This window comes from Armatimonadota bacterium, assembly GCA_028871815.1.
Taxonomy (GTDB): Bacteria; Armatimonadota; Chthonomonadetes; order Chthonomonadales; family Chthonomonadaceae; genus REEB205.
This window is the reverse complement of the sequence record JAGWMJ010000009.1, coordinates 23698-41961: the sequence shown is the minus strand read 5'-3', so window position 1 is coordinate 41961 and position 18264 is coordinate 23698. Positions and strand designations below refer to the sequence as shown.

Annotated in this window: 13 protein-coding genes; 7 read left to right on the top strand and 6 right to left on the bottom strand. The window is 60.7% G+C overall.

Annotated elements, in window-relative coordinates; all coding sequences use genetic code 11:
- Positions 1–56 precede the first annotated feature (56 nt).
- On the bottom strand, positions 57–1607 hold the full coding sequence (locus tag KGJ62_11425) for an alpha-L-fucosidase (GenBank protein ID MDE2127191.1): 1551 nt from the start codon (positions 1605–1607) through the stop codon (positions 57–59).
- On the opposite strand from KGJ62_11425, the gene KGJ62_11420 reads away from it, so the two are divergent.
- The 3 genes from KGJ62_11420 (at position 1586) to KGJ62_11410 (ending at position 6363) form a co-directional block, all read left to right on the top strand.
- Positions 1586–2380, top strand: a complete 795-nt coding sequence (locus KGJ62_11420; protein ID MDE2127190.1) for an SOS response-associated peptidase — start codon at positions 1586–1588, stop codon at positions 2378–2380. The two genes, KGJ62_11425 and KGJ62_11420, sit on opposite strands and share 22 nt — an antisense overlap.
- A 93-nt stretch (positions 2381–2473) precedes the next feature.
- Positions 2474–3316 (top strand): VCBS repeat-containing protein, encoded by an 843-nt coding sequence (locus tag KGJ62_11415; protein ID MDE2127189.1) that lies wholly within the window; start codon positions 2474–2476, stop codon positions 3314–3316.
- 272 nt (positions 3317–3588) lie between these two features.
- On the top strand, positions 3589–6363 hold the full coding sequence (locus tag KGJ62_11410) for an IPT/TIG domain-containing protein (protein MDE2127188.1): 2775 nt from the start codon (positions 3589–3591) through the stop codon (positions 6361–6363).
- A gap of 109 nt (positions 6364–6472) precedes the next feature.
- Here the strand turns inward: KGJ62_11410 and KGJ62_11405 are convergent, their stop codons facing one another.
- From KGJ62_11405 to KGJ62_11390, 4 genes are all read right to left on the bottom strand, one after another.
- Entirely contained in the window at positions 6473–7678 is a 1206-nt protein-coding gene (locus KGJ62_11405) for a DegT/DnrJ/EryC1/StrS family aminotransferase (GenBank protein ID MDE2127187.1), read from the bottom strand.
- A 17-nt stretch (positions 7679–7695) separates the two neighbouring features.
- On the bottom strand, positions 7696–8331 hold the full coding sequence (locus KGJ62_11400) for an N-acetyltransferase (GenBank protein MDE2127186.1): 636 nt from the start codon (positions 8329–8331) through the stop codon (positions 7696–7698).
- 17 nt (positions 8332–8348) lie between these two features.
- Positions 8349–9347 (bottom strand): Gfo/Idh/MocA family oxidoreductase, encoded by a 999-nt coding sequence (locus tag KGJ62_11395; GenBank protein MDE2127185.1) that lies wholly within the window; start codon positions 9345–9347, stop codon positions 8349–8351.
- Between the two features lie 184 nt (positions 9348–9531).
- Positions 9532–10155 (bottom strand): 50S ribosomal protein L25, encoded by a 624-nt coding sequence (locus KGJ62_11390; GenBank protein ID MDE2127184.1) that lies wholly within the window; start codon positions 10153–10155, stop codon positions 9532–9534.
- Positions 10156–10377: 222 nt separating this feature from the next.
- Here KGJ62_11390 and KGJ62_11385 point away from each other — a divergent pair, with 222 nt between their 5' ends.
- The gene (locus KGJ62_11385; GenBank protein MDE2127183.1) at positions 10378–11784 is read left to right on the top strand and encodes a hypothetical protein; all 1407 of its coding nucleotides are present in this window, start codon (positions 10378–10380) and stop codon (positions 11782–11784) included.
- Positions 11785–11863: 79 nt separating this feature from the next.
- On the opposite strand, the gene asnB is transcribed toward KGJ62_11385, so the two are convergent.
- Positions 11864–13741 (bottom strand): asparagine synthase (glutamine-hydrolyzing), encoded by a 1878-nt coding sequence (gene asnB / locus KGJ62_11380; GenBank protein ID MDE2127182.1) that lies wholly within the window; start codon positions 13739–13741, stop codon positions 11864–11866.
- A gap of 523 nt (positions 13742–14264) precedes the next feature.
- Here asnB and KGJ62_11375 point away from each other — a divergent pair.
- The 3 genes from KGJ62_11375 to KGJ62_11365 all read left to right on the top strand — a co-directional run bounded on the left by KGJ62_11375 (position 14265) and on the right by KGJ62_11365 (position 18221).
- The gene (locus tag KGJ62_11375; GenBank protein MDE2127181.1) at positions 14265–15452 is read left to right on the top strand and encodes a family 10 glycosylhydrolase; all 1188 of its coding nucleotides are present in this window, start codon (positions 14265–14267) and stop codon (positions 15450–15452) included.
- Between the two features lie 236 nt (positions 15453–15688).
- On the top strand, positions 15689–17038 hold the full coding sequence (locus tag KGJ62_11370) for a polysaccharide biosynthesis C-terminal domain-containing protein (GenBank protein MDE2127180.1): 1350 nt from the start codon (positions 15689–15691) through the stop codon (positions 17036–17038).
- Between the two features lie 7 nt (positions 17039–17045).
- Positions 17046–18221, top strand: a complete 1176-nt coding sequence (locus KGJ62_11365) for a glycosyltransferase family 4 protein (protein ID MDE2127179.1) — start codon at positions 17046–17048, stop codon at positions 18219–18221.
- Positions 18222–18264: the final 43 nt, after the last annotated feature.

The window sequence follows — 18264 nt, the reverse complement described above, 5'->3', positions numbered from 1 at the left end:
GATTGTCGTGAAATGGCGCGGTTATGCCGGTCGTGTTGATGCTTTCTGGCTGTGGATCACGCTGTACGAAAAGTGATCTCCAATGAGTATGCCGTATCGCATGGGCGCTGCCCCGGCATCTGAACGGTCAAGCCTCGGTCGTCCTGCGTCCACGCCAACGGCTCCGGACAGCCCAACATTCGGACTGTCGCGACCGGCGCGGGCGCGAGCGCCATCTTGCTCGAAAGGCTCGTGACGGTAACCGACGACCCGGGCCACGCCATGATGATCGCGTAGAGTCGACCGCCTTTTTGAGTGAACCGGATGTCACTGCCGGTGAACGCAGTTCGCTTGGTATCGTTAAACGAGCCACCGACGACGTTGCTCGGACCTTCGCCAAAGATAATCCACGGGCGAGTGGCGTAAATAGCCTCTCCGTTTACGGCCAGCCACTTGCCAATCTCAACGAGCACGGCTGACTCACCTGCGGCTATGGTGCCGTCGGATTTCGGCCCGATGTTCAACAGCAACACGCCATTCTTGCTGACGATGTCCACCAGATCCTGGATTATGTCGCCGGCGAGCTTATAGCGGTCGTTCTGGATGTAGCCCCAGCTGATAGTGGAGACCGACGTGTCGGTCTGCCAGAGCGTTGGTCGGATTTGGGCGAGCTGGCCTCGCTCGAGGTCGAGTACCGCTGCACGGCCCGGAAAAGTGGTTCCCTTGTAGTTGATCGCGGCGGGCATTCGATTGTGGATGCCGCGATTGTACAGGCAGGCGGCAAATTGCTGGAGCCGGGTCTGAAATGCGGGCTGCTCGATCCACCAGTCAAACCAGAAGAGCTGCGGGTTGTAGCGATTGACAAGTTCTCCCGCTCTGGCCAGCCACTCGTCGAGAAACCGTGCATTCGGCTGTACGTTGTCCGGTGCTGCCGGGCCGTACAGTCCGCGCCAGCGTGCATCCTGCACATCGCTCGGGAACGTTCGCCCGCCATTGAAAAACCACCAGTGCTCTGCACGATGAAACGAAACCCCGAACGTCATCCCATCTGCCCGGACCGCCGCGGCAAGCTCGCCAATCACATCACGTTTCGGGCCCATTTTTCCGGCGCACCACGGCGTTATGGCGCTGTTCCACATAGCGAACCCATCGTGGTGCTCCGCTACCGGCACTACAAACCGGGCGCCCGCCTGCCGGAATAGCGCAGCCCACCCGGCGGCGTCGAACCGGGCGGCGCGGAACATTGGAATAAAGTCTTTGTAACCGAAGCGCGTCTGGGGGCCATACGTTGCGATGTGGTGCCGGTACTCGGGCGATCCCTGGATGTACATCATCCGGGGATACCATTCGCTGCCGAATGCGGGCACCGAGTACGCGCCCCAGTGGATAAAAATGCCGAACTTGGCATCCTTGTACCACTGTGGCACACCGAATTGGCCTGTAATGCCGGGCCACGATGGCGAATACGGGCCTAAATCGGCTTCCGAGCGCACCGCCTCCAGCGCGGAGTTGATCGCGGTGGTGGAGGAGTAGGGCGCCGGTTGTTGTAATCCCCGCCCGATACCAACCGAAAGGGCGCCGGCCTGCAGTAGCGTGCGCCGCGTGATTGCTTCGTGACTTGGTGGCATGGTATCCTTTGGCCGTGGCGCTCCTTGCGGTCCGCCGATTGCTCTATTGTGGCGCACTACGACAGCGGCTGCCGGCAATCCTGCCGGATGCCTGTGCCGAGGAGGCTGGTATGTGCGGACGATTTGTCCTCTTTACTCCTGCAGATGTGATTGCCGCGGAGTTTCAGGCGTCGCCAATTCCGCGGCTCACGGCCCGCTACAATATCGCGCCATCTTCAACCATCCTTATGGTGCGCGAAGTGGGCGGCCACAATATCCTCGAGCCTGCCAGGTGGGGCGTCGTCCCGGCATGGCTGCGCGAACGAGCCGGTGCTTCGCAGCTTATTAACGCACGGTCCGAGACAGCCGCAGAAAAGCCAACGTTTGCGGCTGCTTTTCGCCAGCGCCGCTGCATAGTTCCTGCGGATGGGTTCTACGAGTGGCAGAAGCTGGATAGCCGGAAACAGCCGTTCTATTTCAGCAAGGCCGAGGGCGGATTGCTGTCGCTGGCAGGATTGTGGGAAGCGCCGCAAACCCAGGGCGAACCCCCATGCTGCGTGATCCTGACCACCGATGCCAACGAACTCATGAGGCCGGTTCATAATCGCATGCCGGTTGTTCTAACCCGGCAGGCAAGGTCGATCTGGCTGGATACAGGGATTACGGATACCGATGCCCTGATGCCGTTGCTCGCGCCGGCCTCCGACGGTGTTCTCACGAAATGGCCGGTGGGAGCTCGTATCGGCCGCGCTTCGGAGGAGGGTTCGGACCTGCTCAGCCGCGTCGGTCGCTAAAAGCCGTTCCGCTCAGGTTGAGGAACGATATCTATGTCGCAGGCGTCACACAGTTGCCGATGGCTCGTTTACGGCATGATAAGGGGGACCCGAATGATGAAACTCCGGTTTGCCACATTTGCCGCTCTTACATCGTGCCTGGCTTTGATTGCCCTGACCGGTCGCACAGCCAGGGCGGATGCCGATTTCAACGGCGACGGGTATCCGGATATCGTTTGGGAAAACTCTGCAACCGGCGACGTTGCCGTCTGGTTGATGCAGGGGACGCAGGTTCTGCAGGGCCAATACATCGCTTACGGCATCGACCCATCCTGGGTGATCGTCGGGACGCCCGATCTGGATGGTGACGGCCAACCGGACATTCTGTGGCAGAACACCCAAACGGGCGATCTGGCATACTGGCAGATGAATGGTCTCAACTTTGTGCAGGGTAGCTACATCGCGTACGGAATCGATCCCAATTGGCGCGTGGTGGGTACGCCCGATCTCAACGGCGACGGCCAGCCCGACATCCTGTGGCAGAACAGCAGTACCGGCGACGTCGCCTACTGGATTATGAATGGCGCGACAGAGGTGAGTTCGGGATGGATCGCCCAGGGTGTTGACCCCTCGTGGCGGATTGTTGGGACGCCCGACCTGAATCAGGATGGCTCACCGGATATCCTGTGGGAGAACAGCACCTCCGGCGATGTCGTCTACTGGCTAATGAACGGAGTTCAATCCTACGACTACGGCTACATTGCTCAGGGTGTTGACACCTCCTGGTACATAGCCGGCACGATTGATCTGGATGGCGACGGCGAAGACGATATCGTCTTTGAGAACTCAAGCACGGGAGACGTGGCATACTGGCTCCTGAACGGGGTCGCCATAAAAGGCGAAGATTACATCGCCCAGGGCGTGGATCTGAACTGGCAGATTGCCGGTCTGCGCTGACCCGCAGCCGTTAGTAACGAAGTCTGCATGGAAATGCCGGGCCACTCCTGTGTGCCGGGGCATTTTCATGCGCCTTACCAGACTGTGCGGTTAACGTTTAGGTGTGGTATATATGGGTGCAGCGCGGCAAACCGTGTATCACGAGTTTGGCGCTGCCTGTCGTCGGGCCCGTGCCGGCCGCCGGCGTCCACGTGGATCTGCGGTCGTAATACGACCAATCGCATCCGCAGTGCGAGACAGAGTGCCGTTTCCATGATTAATGGAGTGCCATTATGATCAGATTACGAGCTGCCTACCTGAATTGCGCCGTGCTCTTCGCAGTTTGCCTCGGGGTCAGTACCGTTACCTCCGCTCAGGTGCACCATCCTGTGCTGCACAAGATGCATATCGGTTCCCGCAACACCAGTCAGCCGGTGCCGCCGCCGAGCGGACCTGGCTTTTTTGGGCCAAATATCGGTGGAGTTTGGACGAGTATAGGTCCGTCGCCCCTCACGGAGTCCAACGATTTCGGTGTAGCATCGGGCATGTCTGGGCGGGTTGTCGACGCCGCAGGCTCACCGACGGACGCCAACACGATCTACGTGGCTTCTGCCGGCGGCGGTGTGTGGAAAACCACGAATGGCGGCGCCCTCTGGACTCCGCTTACCGACGCTGAGCCGGATCTCGCCATGGGCGCCATAGCCGTAGCGCCCTCAAACGCCAGTGTCATCTATGCCGGTACCGGTGAAGCCAACAATGCCGGTGATTCACGGTATGGCCTGGGCATACTGGTCTCTACCGACGCCGGCGCAACCTGGACGCTGGAAACCGGACCGAGCAACGCCTTCGTGGGCCTCACCACATCGCGAATTGCCGTCGATCCGGCAGATGCAAAGACCGTGTACGCGGCGATGGCCGATTTCGGCGCAAACGGCAAGTTTGGCACCACCGGAATATACAAGTCGACCGATGGCGGCGCTACGTGGGCAAACACCACAGCAGCGGTATCCACCACCGACCCGTTCAGCGACGTGGTGATCAACCCCACAACGCCAAGCACGCTCTACTGTGCCGTCGGTAACGTGGGCGGTAGCGCGAGTAACGGGGTCTATGAGTCGACCGACGCCGGAACTACCTGGAGTCTGCTCTCCGGACATCCGAACGGGGCTGCAGCCGCGAACGTCGGCTGGATACATCTGGCGATCGCGCAGTCATCCCCGAGCACACTCTACAGCACGGTGGAGAACATCAACACGAACGGTGTGTTTGGCGTCTTCAAGTCCACCGATGGCGGTACGACCTGGGTGAAGCTCGCCAGCGCACCGGATACAGCTTCGCCACAAGCCTGGTACGACATGCCCATCGCGTGCAGCCCGACCAACGCCGACGTCGTCTTTCTGGCGGGAGCCGGCGATTTCAGTGGCGAAAACGTGGCCGAAACAACCGACGGCGGAACGACGTGGAACAACGTTCAGGCCGATGCGAGCAACAATGGGCCGCACACTGATGAGCATTCGCTGACGTTTGACGCCAGCGGACGGCTTCTCAACGGGTGTGATGGCGGCATCTGGCGACTCGACAATCTTAGCCCGTCATCCCTGAAGTGGGAGTCGATAAATGGCAACCTGGGAACGATCCAGTTCACTGGCGGCGCCATGCATCCCGTCAATCCATTGGTTGCTATTGCAGGCAGCCAGGATAATGGCACCGAGATGTTCACCAACAACATCACATGGCCAATCATCGACGGCGGTGACGGTGGATTCTGCAAGATCGATCAGGCTAATCCCCTGGTGATGTACCACACCTATGCCGGTACAAACCTCGCAAAATCCACCGATGGCGGCACCACGTGGAACGACGCAACGCCACCAACCAGCGAAGGATCCGACTTCTATCCGCATTTCACGATGGATCCGAGCAATTCAGCCCGCCTTCTCTACCCAACGACCGGCGTGTGGGAAACCACAGACTCGACAACGAGCTGGAAAGAGATTGGGACCGCCGGGAGCGGGGGATTCAATAACCTGGGAACCAATGTCAACTGCATCGGTGTCTCTGGGACTACCGTCTACGCCGCTGCTGGAGGCACGATCTACGTTACAACCAATGACGGCGCCACATGGACGGCAACAACCGTGCCGGGATTCTCCGACCACTTCGAGGGTATCTCCGTCAATCCGCTGGACGCCAAGGAGGCATACATCGTACGCGATCTGTTCGCTGGGGCAAGTGGCGTGGGCCATGTGTTCTTTACCAGCGACGCAGGCGGAACCTGGACGGACGTCACCGGAAACCTGCCGGACGAACCGACCAACGCTGTCGTAGTGAACTGGGTAAATGGGCAGGTTTGGGTCGGTACGGATCAGGGTGTGTACACCGCTACGGTGCAGGGTCAATGGAGCCTGTTCGGAACCGGTCTGCCGGCAGGCGTCGCCGTGTCGGACCTGGCCTTCAATACCACCGAGAACATTCTGGAAGCCTACACCCACGGTCGCTCCGCCTGGGAGGTTGCGCTTGGCGCCGCCACACCTTGGATTCGCGCGCTTTTGCCCGCGAACGTGCCGGCGGGCTCAGGCCCTGTCACGCTGACGATCACCGGTCGCGAGCTTGGCCAGGACACGCAAGCGTTCTTCGAGAGTACTGCGCTCTCCACCACCTGGGTATCCTCGGCCGAGGTTATGGCCATCGTGCCGAACTCGCTGCTACTTCGCCCCGGACACTTCCATATAACAGCTCAAACCGGCGGTAAGACGGCGGCACCACGAACGCTGACGGTGACGAACGGCACACCGGTGCTGGTCGGAAGCCTGCCACACTTCGTGGCGGCGGGCTCCCAGCAGTTTACGCTGCACGTTTTCGGAAGTCTGTTCGTGAAAGGCGCCGTTGTAAGCTTCACGGAGCGACAGGTAACCACGCAGCTGGTAACTACATTTATCTCGCCAACCCACCTCACCGCCGTTGTACCGGCGCCGCTGGTTGGATCGGTGGCCCGAGTCACGCTGACCGTCACCAATCCCACGCCGGGTGGCGGCACCTCAAATGGCTGGCCATTTGAGGTGAAGTAGCCCGCACTGCGCTTGGGATGCGTGGGTCGTGAACACGCCGAGAGCCGCCTTACGGAGCGATCCGTAGGGCGGCTCTTCGGTCTTCGTCTTCGGGTTCGGTAGAAGCGGCCTACCTTTGCCGGTAGAAATCGGCGACGCTTGAGACCACAGTTTCGATCTGTGACGCCGTAAGCTCGGGGTAGATCGGCAGGCCAAGGGACTCCTCGGCAGAATGCTCGCTAGCCGGAAAGTCTCCGCGCTTGTATCCGAGTGCGGCAAAGCACTCCTGAAGGTGAACCGGGACCGGGTAGTAGATCTCCGACCCAATGTTATGCTGCTTCAGCCATGCCATCAGCTCATCGCGGAAACCGGCGCGGATAACGAACTGGTTGTAAACGTGCCGGCCGAATCCCATATCAGCCGGCTGGACGATCCCCTTGACACCGGCCACGGATTCGCCATTCCAGCCGTCGATCTCGAGGCCGGTTTCGGCGAACAGCTTCCTGTAGGTGCCGGCATTACGCTGCCGTGCCGCCGTCCATGCGTCCAGGTGCGGCAGCTTCGCTGCCAGCACAGCCGCCTGGAGAGGATCGAGTCGAAAGTTGCCGCCAACCGCTTTGTTGTAGTACTTCGGACGGTAGCCCTGGGTGCGCAGAAGCCGAACGCGGTCGGCAAGTTCTTCGTCGTTGGTAACCACCATGCCGCCGTCTCCGTATCCACCCAGGTTCTTGCTGGGAAAGAACGACAGGCAACCGAACGTACCCAACGAACCTGCGCGCTTGCCGTGATACTCGGCGCCAATCGCTTGCGCTGCATCCTCCACAACTGGGAGGTGGTGTCGCTCGGCGATCTCAGTGATTCGCGCCATGTCGGCAGTCTGGCCGTACAGGTGAACCGGAATGATGGCACGCGTCCGTGACGTAATGGCGGCTTCAAGTTTGGTTGGGTCAAGGTTGAACGACCAGGGGTCCACATCCACGCATACCGGCTTCGCGCCAAGGCGGGCAACTCCACCGGCAGTGGCGAAGAACGTGTGCGAAGGCGTGATCACCTCGTCACCATGATCGATGCCGAGCGTCATCAGCGCAATCAGCAGCGCATCGGTGCCGGAGCTCACGCCGATTGCGCACCGGCACTGGCAGTACTCGGCAATCTGCTTCTCGAACGCTTCAACTTCAGGGCCCAGGATGAACCGCTGTGAATCCAGTACACGCTGGATGGCGGCAGCAATCTCCTCACGAATCTCCGCGTATTGAGCCTTGAGGTCCAGCAGGGGAACCGGCTGCGCGATCTTCTCAGTCACCAGAGGTGATCCGGCTTGTATGGTATTGGTCATTTAACATCCTTCCGCATTTACTCTCGCTCCGCTTTTGGCGGCAGCGCCTCATCTTCATCGAAATCGACACACCGAAGTACGCCCGGCGAAACTTCGCGGTAACGCCATCCCGACTCTGGGCAGACTGCAGTGGCGTCGGCATCCAGCCTCAACCGGTGCCCATGCCGGCTCATCCAACCGATCTGTCGAGCGGGTACACCCACCATAAGGGCATAGTCGGGTACATCGCCCCGCACCACCGCGCCGGCGCCGATGAACGCGTACCGACCGAGCACCGCTCCGCAAACGATAGTTGCGTTGGCGCCGATCGTGGCGCCGCGACAAACGCGCGTCTCCTGGTACTGGTCGCGCCGAACGATCTGTGACCGTGGGTTGATAACGTTGGTGAACACGCACGACGGTCCGCAGAACACATCGTCCTCAAGGACAACACCGGCATAAACGGAGACGTTGTTCTGAATCTTGACGTTATTGCCGATCTCGACGCCGGGCGCCACCACCACGTTCTGACCCAGAATGCAGCGCTCGCCCAGAACCGCGTTCGACATGATGTGGCTGAAGTGCCAGACCTTGGTACCCGCGCCGATTGAAACGGGCTGATCGATGATCGCCGTGGGGTGTACAAAAAAGGCGGTTGTCTCAGAATTGGTCATAGTAGATGAGCGGCTGCCTACACGCCGTATGCCGGAACAGATTTGGGTTGGCCCATGGCAGTCAGCGATGCCTGGGCGGCTTCCAGCACCGCGAGTACGCGCACGCCGCTGACGCCATCGGTGAGCGGTGGGTTACGGGTCAGCACGGCGTGGACGAATGCCTCGCACTCCAGCCGGAGCGGCTCTTTGTCAGGATACTGCTCCTCGTGAGCTTCACCCTTGTGAGGCAACGGCACTCCCTCGTCAAGGCTCACGTGCTGGTCATAGACAACCAGTTTCTTACCCACGTCATCAAAGGTTGCCATCGCGGCATCGCCGATGACCACCAACCGCTGCTCCTTGAATGGATGAAGCCAGCTTACGTGAATATGCCCGCGCACACCATTGGCAAACCGCAAATTCGTCACCGTAACGTCAGCGATGCCGGCAGTTACCCAGGAACCGCCGGCTGCCGATACCTCGACCGGAAGCCCGCCGACCAGCCTGAGGATGACGGCTACGTCGTGTGGCGCAAAGCTCCACAGGATGTTTTCTTCCCGACGGATTTTGCCCAAACTCAGCCGGTTGGAGTAGACGTACTGGAGGCGGCCCAATGCCCCGGTTTGAGCCAGCTCCACCAGTCGCCGGATGCCGGGGTGGTACTCCAGCACGTGCCCGACCATGAGAATTCGCCCGGCCTGGTGCGCCTGCTCTACCAGCCTCTCGCCGTCGGCGCGGCTCAGGGCAAGCGGCTTCTCAACGAATACGTCTTTGCCGGCAGATAGCGCTGCCCGCACCGTGGCCGTATGAGTCTCAGCCGGCGTAGCAATCGCTACGGCCTGTACGCCGCTGGCAAGCAGCTCCTCGGTACTGTCGTAGATCGCAGCGTCCGGTGCGATCGCACGGGCCGTCGTGCGTCCGGCTTCCGTGGTATCACACACGGCTGACAGCACGCCCATCTCGGCGAAGTTTCTAACGAGGTTCTTGCCCCAGTATCCGCACCCGATTACGGCAACGGAAGCCGTCGATTCGCCCATAACCCGGCCTCCCAGCCAACGTCAGGATTTCAGCAGAGCGGCCACAAAAACCGCGGTACGCAAACGCTACCGGTTTGCTGCGGCGAAGCCGATGCCAGCCACGTCGCATCATACCCGCGCCGCGGCGAAGGCGTCAAACTGTCGGACTGATGCACATGGCAGGCGTCGCCACCCAACGCTGCCGTCAAGCGGACTCCGGCGCCGCCTCTGGGGCTTCCGCGGCGACCGCCTCAGCCACGGCCGGAGCCACCTCCGCGCGCAGATGAGAGACCGTGTAGAGCACAGTGTCTCCTGGCGTAAGGTACTCCACACCCGCAATCGCAGCGAGATCGCGGACGCGAAGAGCCTGTCCTGTCGAAACGGCAGAGACATCGGCGCTGATATGGTCCGGCAGGTGATCGGCCTGGCTTCGAACCTCCACGGTCTCCAGTACATGCTGCGGCACGGCGACGTGGTTTCGTACCTCTTCCGGTTCGCCATGAAATCGAAGAGGTATGTGCGCCGTGATCTTGTCGTGGCGCGAGACGGCCTGAAAGGTTACATGCAGCAGTTTGTGGTAAACGGGTTCGCGCTGTTGCGACTTTACGATGGCGGTCTTCTTCTTTCCGTCCGGCAGTTCAAGCTCCAGCAGGCTGAACTCGCCATGCTCCTGCAGGAAGCGCTCCAGCTCTGCAGTATGCAGCTCCAGGTGCACGGTCTCGTCACCCTTATGCTGAACCGAGATGGGAACATAGCCTGCGAGACGCAGCCTCTTTACCTCGCCTTTTGTCACAGTGGTTGTTTTCCGGGCCACCAACGTCGATACCATCAAAACATCTCCTCCGCGTTCTGTGCGGCCGCCTGCCATCGCGCGGCTCCAGATCAAATGTGCCCGTTAGTTATACCCCACGGCTGCCTGCGATCCCGCTGTGGCATGGCGGCTGCCGGTTTAGCCTTGATGTATACTATCCGGCAGGCACCAGGTTATGACCACCACCGATTCACCGCCAACAACAGCCAGTTGCCGCCACGCCGGCGACGACTTACCGCCATGGTAACGGAAGCGCGGCCAATTCGCGGCCTCCGTTCAAAGCGGGCACGCAGGCTCAGCATTCCCGAGTTTGGCCCGTACATGTTCTTCGGCATGCACGCGCCGCTCGCGATCCTGATGTGGCAGGTGCCGATAATCGCTTCAATACATGCCGGCATCGTGTTCGTCACCGGGTTGTTCCTGGCCGTGTCGCGTCGCTCTCCCGCGTACATGGCCGGCATCGCATGTTACATCGCCGGGTCGGAGGTGATGTGGCGGTTGTCGCAGGCGCCCGGTCTGCCGTGGGAGTTCGCTGAGTATTCCATCACGGTTCTGTTGTCGATCTACCTCATCTGGAACGGGCGTCTGAGAAAGGGCATGCTGCCGCTGGCGTACATCGCGCTGCTAACTCCGGCCGCGATTTATACCCTGTTCGGCGTTTCCGGAAGCCGCGCGCACGCCTTTCTGGCGTTCGACATGTCCGGCCCAATCGCTCTCGCCGTGTGCTGCTGGTTCTTCTACAACGTGCGACTTACGCGAGCGTCTCTGCTGCGCGCGCTTCGCTGCCTCATCGCTCCCACACTGGGTCTTGCCACCATTCTTGTGGTAAACCTGGCAACATCCACCCACATCGATTTCGGCAAAGCTTCCAACTTCGCGGCTAGCGCCGGATACGGCCCAAATGAAGTCTCCGGCGCCATGGGGCTTGGTGTTACGGTGGCCTTTATGTATGCACTGCAGGATGTCCGGCAGCTCAGCATCCGGGTAGTCCTGTTTACATGCAGCATCGGCATGGCGGCGCTTAGCGCCATAACGTTCTCACGCACCGGGCTCTATCTTTCGGCCCTCAGCATTACATCAGGGGTCGTGTTCATGGCGAACGGCTTTCGCAACATGCTGAAGGTGGTGCTCGTTGGCGCCGTCGCAGTCGGTGTCAGCGTGTTTATTGTGCTGCCAATTCTCGATAGCTTTACGCAGGGCGCATTGGTCAAGCGATTCGAGCAGAGCGGTGTGACCCATCGCGATGTGCTGGCGCTGGACGACGTGAACACCTTTCTGCAGCACCCGCTCTTCGGCGTCGGGGTTGGCCTTTCTACCAAGGAGCACTTCCGCAGCCAGAGGGGAGCAGCCGAAGAATCGCACACGGAGCCGACGCGCGATCTAGCTGAGCATGGCCTCCTCGGCGTATCGGCGCTCATCATTCTCCTCGTCATCACCGTTCGGAACATCCGCAGCGCAAATGGCGTGGAAAACCGGTCGCTAACTGTGGCGTGGCTCGTGTGGGCGTGGCTCTACATGTGCGTCTCTGCGATGAGGACCGTTGCACCGGGTGTTCTATTCGGACTGAGCTGCGCAGCGGTGCTGCCGAATGAGCCTGCACCAGCGGCCACGGATGATCTCGTGACTGCCGCTGCTTTAGAGGCGTGACACCCGGGTAGCAAGGTCAGTTCACATTTGTCGAGAGGACGGTGTTGGGAGCGCACCGCCGGACCCCTTGGCGAGGTTATCAGGCGCCAGCCGTCGCCGGGCTCGTCCGCGCGATCTCAGCAGCGCGGCGCAGCCACAACTCCAGTATCAGGAGCGTCCACAATAGCGGTCCGCGCGGCCCACCGGCGCGGAAGCTTGCCAAAACCCGCTCAAGCGACTCGCGACGAACCCAGCCGCGCTCTTCGACGGTTGGGCCGCATACAAACTCGTCCACCAGGTCCGTCCATTCGTTGCGCAGCCAGTGCGCAAATGGTGCGCCGAATCCCTGCTTCTTATGATCAACAATCTCCGCCGGGAGGTACTTTCTTGCAATCGTGCGCAACAGCCCCTTTTGACCGCCATGAAACCGCACGCTCCCCGGCATCCGTTGCGCCAGTGAGATAACATCCAGGTCCAGGTATGGCGAACGTGCTTCGAGACCCACCGCCATGGTGGAACAATCAGCCTTTTGGAGCAAATCGCCCGGCAGGATTGTGTTGAAGTATGCATCCATCACGCGCGCATCCAGTGGCAAATCCTTCGTAGACGCGAGTGTTTCGTCGTAGTGCAGCCACGGAGTGTGTTCACCAACGCGAGCGAGCATGTCGGAGGTGAGCAACTCGGTCCGCAGCTGGTCCGTGATGATGCTCGTGCGCCCAAACGTCTGCTCCGGCGGCAAACTGGCATACCTCATCAGTGTGCCGCCTCTGCGCGCTGCCCCGGGAGCCCGGTCCAGAATACCTGCCAACATCAGGCCCATCGGGCGCAGCGGCCCGCGGAGCCAGCGACCGATCCTGTTGCCCATGTACCCGGCATACATTGCGCCGTAGCCGCCGAAGGTCTCGTCTCCGCCATCGCCGGTGAGCAGTACCGATACCAGTGGTTTGGCGATCTTCGCCAACATAAACAGGTTTGCAGCGGAGCTGTCGCCGAGCGGCTCACCGAGCGCGTTGACGAGCGACGGCAGGTCGTTCCGCATATCCGCCTCAATCAGCAGGACGTGGTGATCCGTTCCGTACCGCTTTGCAACCATCGCGGCCCGGTCGCTCTCATCCAGCACCTTGTCTTCCGTCTGGATCGTATAGGTGCTAACGCGTCCGACCGCCTGCGAGGCAAGGGCGACCGCAAGACCGGAGTCGATGCCGCCGGAGAGCGTAATGCCAACCGGTACATCGGCTACAAACCGCCGGCGAATTGCCGTAGTGATCGCCTCTTCGGTACGGTTCATCCACTCCGGAAGATCGATGCCGGCGTCCGTTCGGCCAAAGTCACACTGCCAGTACACGCTGCTTTTGGTATCGCCGTCCGTTGAAATGGACACAGCCGTAGCGGGCGGTACCTTCTCTACACCCACAAATATGGAACGCGGAGCCGGGATGTAGGTGTTCCATAGCAGCTCGTCCACGGCGATTGGGTCCACATCCGGAACATAGCCGAGACCGGCGACCAGGGCCAGGGCTGAAGAGGCGAAGACCACCTCACCTTCACTCTGATGGTAAAAGAGCGGCTTTTTACCGACGGGATCACGTACCAGGTGAAGGCTGTGGTCGCGCCGGTCAAGCAACGCAAAGGCAAACATGCCGCGCACTCTCTGGAGCAGCTCGGCGAGACCCCATTCGAGATAGCCGTTGATAAGGACTTCGGCGTCGCCCTCGGACCGGAAGGTGGCGCCACGCTTCACCAGTTCCGACCGAAGATCGCGATAGTTGTAGATCTCGCCGTTGTAGGTTAGTACCGTCTGCGAAGCTGAATCCGACATTGGCTGCGCGCTTGCTTCCGTCCGATCGATGATCGAAAGGCGCCGATGCCCAAAGGAGTACCCCGGACCGGTGGCAACTCCCATGCCGTCCGGCCCGCGATAGGCAAGCTGCGCCGTCATGGCTTCGGTACGCGCCGGGCTCACCGGGCCGGCATCCAATCTATATATACCGCAAATACCACACATAGGCACAATCCCTTTCAAACGCGTTCATGTGTGAGTCGGCGTAGCAATCCACGCTACGACTGCCGATACCCAACTCTGGAAACCACCAGCGGCGCGCAGCGAACCGATCGCCAACCGGGTATCCAAACTGGTGGCAGCCGTTACGTTCGTGCGTTCACGGTGGGTAACTGCCGGCGTCTCTCGCGGTCGGTCGTCATTTGAACAGGCTGTGGCATGCTGCCTCCGGTCGACCATCCCTTTGCGCCTGAAGAGAATACCACTTGACTTGCGACCGGCGGCGGTCGGTCTCCTAAACCGGCTCTGATGCAAGATTCGCCTGTGTCGCACTAACCGGGTACAGTTGTTGCGGATGGACTGCCGGTTGTTTGGACCGCGAGCGTTAAACGAAGCGCGGCGCGAGGTGTCACTTTGATCAACAGCCGCCGTCTGATAGTGCGATGGCATGTCGCAGTGGCCGGTGGTCCGATACCGAGCTGTGAATCTAAGGATCCCTTATATGAAACTCAAGTCACTGACTATGTGGATCGGCGCTTGCGCCGCCTCGCTGCTTATCTCCAGTGGCGCACTGGCAGCGCCGAGGCAGAACTCTGCCGAGGTGCGTGCGGCTTACATCGTGCCGGAAGCGCAATTCAGCCCTGACGAGAAAACGGCCACGCAGCAGATTGCCGATTTTGTGGCGAAGCTGCAGGCAGCCAATTTCAATCTGCTCTTCGTTTATGTGCGCAGCGAGTACTTCGCGGCGCTCACCGACGCAACCTATCAGAAGACCGTGCCGAAAGCGAAGTTCGATGTGGTTGGCCTGTTCATCAATGCGGCGCTCAAAGCCGGTATAAAGGTCGATCTCACCTACTCGGTGACCAAATACAAGTCCAAGGCAAGCCCGGAGTTCGTCACTCGCCTTGGCGGCAATCCGGATTGGGCTGTAAAGCGGCCGAATCAGGGCAGCATCGATCCCAAAACCGGTAAACCGATCGTTCAGCCATGGACGGTGGTCTGCCTGTCCTGGGCAGCGGCGCGGCAGTTCGAGTTGAACCTCATCGACAAAATGCTGCAGCACTACAAGGGCGTCTCCGGAATCCAGATTGAGGAGCCTGGCTACAGCAGCAACGACTTCTGTGTTTGCACGGCGTGCATGCAGATCTACAAGGACCAGTTTCACATCACCGGAACGCCCGACCTGAAATCTGCCGCAGCGCAGTACGTTCGCATTATCGGTGTCACGCAGTTTCTGCAGGCGCTCCGCAAACTCATGAACACCAAATATCCGGGGCTGAGCCTATCTGCCAACGGCGGCTATGATTTCGCTGCCGCCAAGACAACACTCGGCAGCGATTGGGTGAACTGGGCCAAGGCCGGTCTGATCGATTTCTATGTCGGCCAGGTCTACCAGAGCGATCTGCCTGGCTTCAACGCCCATGTCGCGCAGGTGGTGAATACCATGGGCTTGTACTGCCCGGTTGTAATACTCGTTGGCGTTGGGTGGTACGCTAGCAAGCTGCTGCCAAATGCCAAGAACTCTCCGGTGACCATAACGCAGGAGATTTCTGCATTGCGAACGGACGGAGTGGCCGGTGAAGCCCTCTTCAGCGGTAAGGACATTACCGACACGATTTTCACGCAGGTACACTCTTCATTGTTCACGAGCCCGGTGGGGCTGCCACTACTCAAGTTTGCGCCACCTTAGGCGCGGCATCTCCTGTTAGCAATGCGGGCGGTGTCGGGCAGTCGGCGCGCTTTGTCGCGGCCGTTGGAACCTCTCCAAGCGCGTGCCTCTGCATCCGTCGTCTGTCGATACCGAGACGTAATCACATCCAAGGCCAGAACAACCAGCGTCGAGAATCTGTCGCGTCGACCATAGCCGCGGATGCGAGCGAGCTTTTCGGCGTGTCCGGTGCCGATCGACGGGCCGATCGCTAGCCGATGCCAGCCGCAGCCCGGAAAGCACTTGGCGTACTCAACACGCAAATAGCGGTCTACGGCACGCAGGCCGCAACAGCGATTCTCGCTGCCAGAATTCTTGGCCCCCAGCAGCGCGGCGTCATGGTGGTTGCCGTTTTCGTGGCAGTGCTCATCGCGTCGGCGGCCGACTTTGGGCTATCCGACGCCGTAGCGTATAACATTGCCCGGCAGCACGGTGACCGGAACTCAATGTCCGAGGCCCGATCTGTGTGTGTTCGGTGGGTGCCGGTGAGCATTGCGGCGATTCTACTCGTCTACCTGGCCGTTCAGCGCTTCGCCCATTCCATTGTGATCCGCGACCTCGGCCCGGAGGTTGTCGTTGCTTCGTGCACGCTATCGGTGGCATTTCTCATCTATCGCGTGGCGTATGGTGTGCTCGTCGGCCTGCAGGCGTTTTCGATGCGTAACCTCATCAGCGTCCTTGCGTCAGCCGTGCTGTTGGCCGGGATACTGGTGGTAATCCTCTTGCGCCTGCATCCGACCGCGCTTCAACTCGTGCTCATCCAGCTGTTTGCTACGATTGTGGCGGTCGCGGTGGCGATGCAGTTTGTGTTATGGAAGCATCCGGCGGGCAGGGCGCCACTTCCACCGGATTGGCGCAAGACATACCTGGCGTACGGCGCCAAAGGCGCAACGACGGTCTTCGTGCAGCATATGAACTACCGCCTCGACACAATGATCGTCAACGCCATAATGGGCGGGGCGGCCGTGGGGGTATACTCCGCCGGGGTTTCCGCAGCGCAGGTGCTGCTGCTCATTCCGGCAGCGGTCTCGGTGGTACAGATGCCGCGGGTGGCCTCTTCAGGTCAAGCGCGCGGCGTCGAATCGGCGCCGCTCGCGCTGGGCGCCACGCTCTATCTCGTGGCTGGCGCAGCGGTGGTGCTTGGCATCGGAATGCCGTTCATCGTGATGGTGCTGTACGGCAAAGCCTATCAAGGCGCGATAGCGCCGGGCCTGTGGCTCTTGCCCGGGATGTGGTCCGTAGCGGTCCTCAATGTGATGGGCAGCACCTTTTCCGGTCTGGGGCGTCCCGGCTGCAACACCGTTGCTGTGGCGTGTGGGCTCGTCGCCACTGCCGCGCTCGACTTCACACTGATTCCACGTTATGGCATCCTCGGCGCCGCATGGGCCAGTACAGCGGCCTATTCGCTGGCAGCTATAGTTAGTATAGCTATATTTACAAGGGTGGGGCGGATGCCGTTCCGAAAGCTGCTCACAGGCACTCTCGCAGAACCTCCAAAGTGGGCGCTGGCGAGGTTGACTGTGCTGCGCAGCACCATTCCGCACGGCAACGACCGGGAGAGGCTCTAACGCAGATATGGAGCTCGGGATCTACTATCACATCCTTGCCGAGGAGCGGGACGGCGGCGTATGGGTACCCGGCTTTTTTGGCCGATTTCTGGATGCGGTCGCGGCAGCCAATACCCGACTCGTGTGCTTTATGCATACCGGTGCGCGAGGCAATCTCGCGCTAGACTACCGTTTGCAGGCGTCGAATATCCGGTTTGTAAACGCCGGACCGGCGCCAACCGCCCTCCGCGGCACCTTCACGCCGAGCCGCTGGATCTCGCGGATTCGTAAGGAGCTGATGGAGCCCGACGTTCTGGTGGTTCGCGGCCCATGCCCGCTGCTGCCGGCGCTTTGCGACGTTCGCGGCAAGCGGCCCACGGCTCTGCTGCTGGTCGGCAACCTCTACACGGCGGCACGCAGGTCGCGCCGCGGACCGGTACGCCGGTTGTTACTACATATGTGGGCCAGCTACAGCGCCGCGCAGCAAACCCGGCGCGCCAGTCGGCACCTGACGTTTATCAACAGCCCACAGCTCCGCCACGGGCTCACGGGCGGGCCGGACCGCGTGATTGAAATACGGACCACCACGCTCTCGGAAGGCGACTTCGTGGAACGGCCGGATACCTGCCTTAGCGCGCCACTTCACGTGCTGCTTACCGGCCGCCTTGAACGTGCGAAAGGGACTTTGGACGCATTAGAGGTGTTTGCTCAGTTCGTTGCCGGCGGGCATGACGCCCACCTGGATATCGTGGGCTGGCCGGCTGAAGGCACGCCCATTCTGGCCGAGATGGATGAGGCGATGCATCGCCTTGGGATACGCGACAAGGTAACATTCCACGGATACCGAGCGGCTGGACCCGACCTGTTCGCGTATTACAGAACCGCAGACATCTACCTGCTGCCGTCGTGGGACGAGTCGTTTCCCCGAACGATCTGGGAGGCGATGGCGCACTCAGTCCCTGTTGTCTCAACCGAGGTTGGTTCAATACCGGCGCTCGTGGGTGAGATCACCGAACTGGCGCCGGCCCGAGACATTGAGGCGATCACGCACGCCATGAACCGCGTCGTTGAGGACCCGGTGCGCCGGCGAGCCATGATTGCCGGCGGCCTGGCGCTTGCGCGGCAGAATACGCAAGAGCGGCAGGTAGACGTCATGATGGAGCATCTCAATCGGTTGCTGCAGACGTTTCGTGGCGATGTGTGAGCGCGGCAACTGCCGCCGCGGGCAAGGGCTCTCGGACCGCAGC

Coding starts and splice junctions, on each gene's coding strand:
- KGJ62_11425 (MDE2127191.1), bottom strand. CDS start 1,607: ATGCCACCAAGTCACGAAGCAATCACGCGGCGCACGCTACTGCAGGCC.
- KGJ62_11415 (MDE2127189.1), top strand. CDS start 2,474: ATGATGAAACTCCGGTTTGCCACATTTGCCGCTCTTACATCGTGCCTG.
- KGJ62_11410 (MDE2127188.1), top strand. CDS start 3,589: ATGATCAGATTACGAGCTGCCTACCTGAATTGCGCCGTGCTCTTCGCA.
- KGJ62_11405 (MDE2127187.1), bottom strand. CDS start 7,678: ATGACCAATACCATACAAGCCGGATCACCTCTGGTGACTGAGAAGATC.
- KGJ62_11400 (MDE2127186.1), bottom strand. CDS start 8,331: ATGACCAATTCTGAGACAACCGCCTTTTTTGTACACCCCACGGCGATC.
- KGJ62_11395 (MDE2127185.1), bottom strand. CDS start 9,347: ATGGGCGAATCGACGGCTTCCGTTGCCGTAATCGGGTGCGGATACTGG.
- KGJ62_11390 (MDE2127184.1), bottom strand. CDS start 10,155: ATGGTATCGACGTTGGTGGCCCGGAAAACAACCACTGTGACAAAAGGC.
- KGJ62_11385 (MDE2127183.1), top strand. CDS start 10,378: ATGGTAACGGAAGCGCGGCCAATTCGCGGCCTCCGTTCAAAGCGGGCA.
- KGJ62_11375 (MDE2127181.1), top strand. CDS start 14,265: ATGAAACTCAAGTCACTGACTATGTGGATCGGCGCTTGCGCCGCCTCG.
- KGJ62_11370 (MDE2127180.1), top strand. CDS start 15,689: ATGCCAGCCGCAGCCCGGAAAGCACTTGGCGTACTCAACACGCAAATA.
- KGJ62_11365 (MDE2127179.1), top strand. CDS start 17,046: ATGGAGCTCGGGATCTACTATCACATCCTTGCCGAGGAGCGGGACGGC.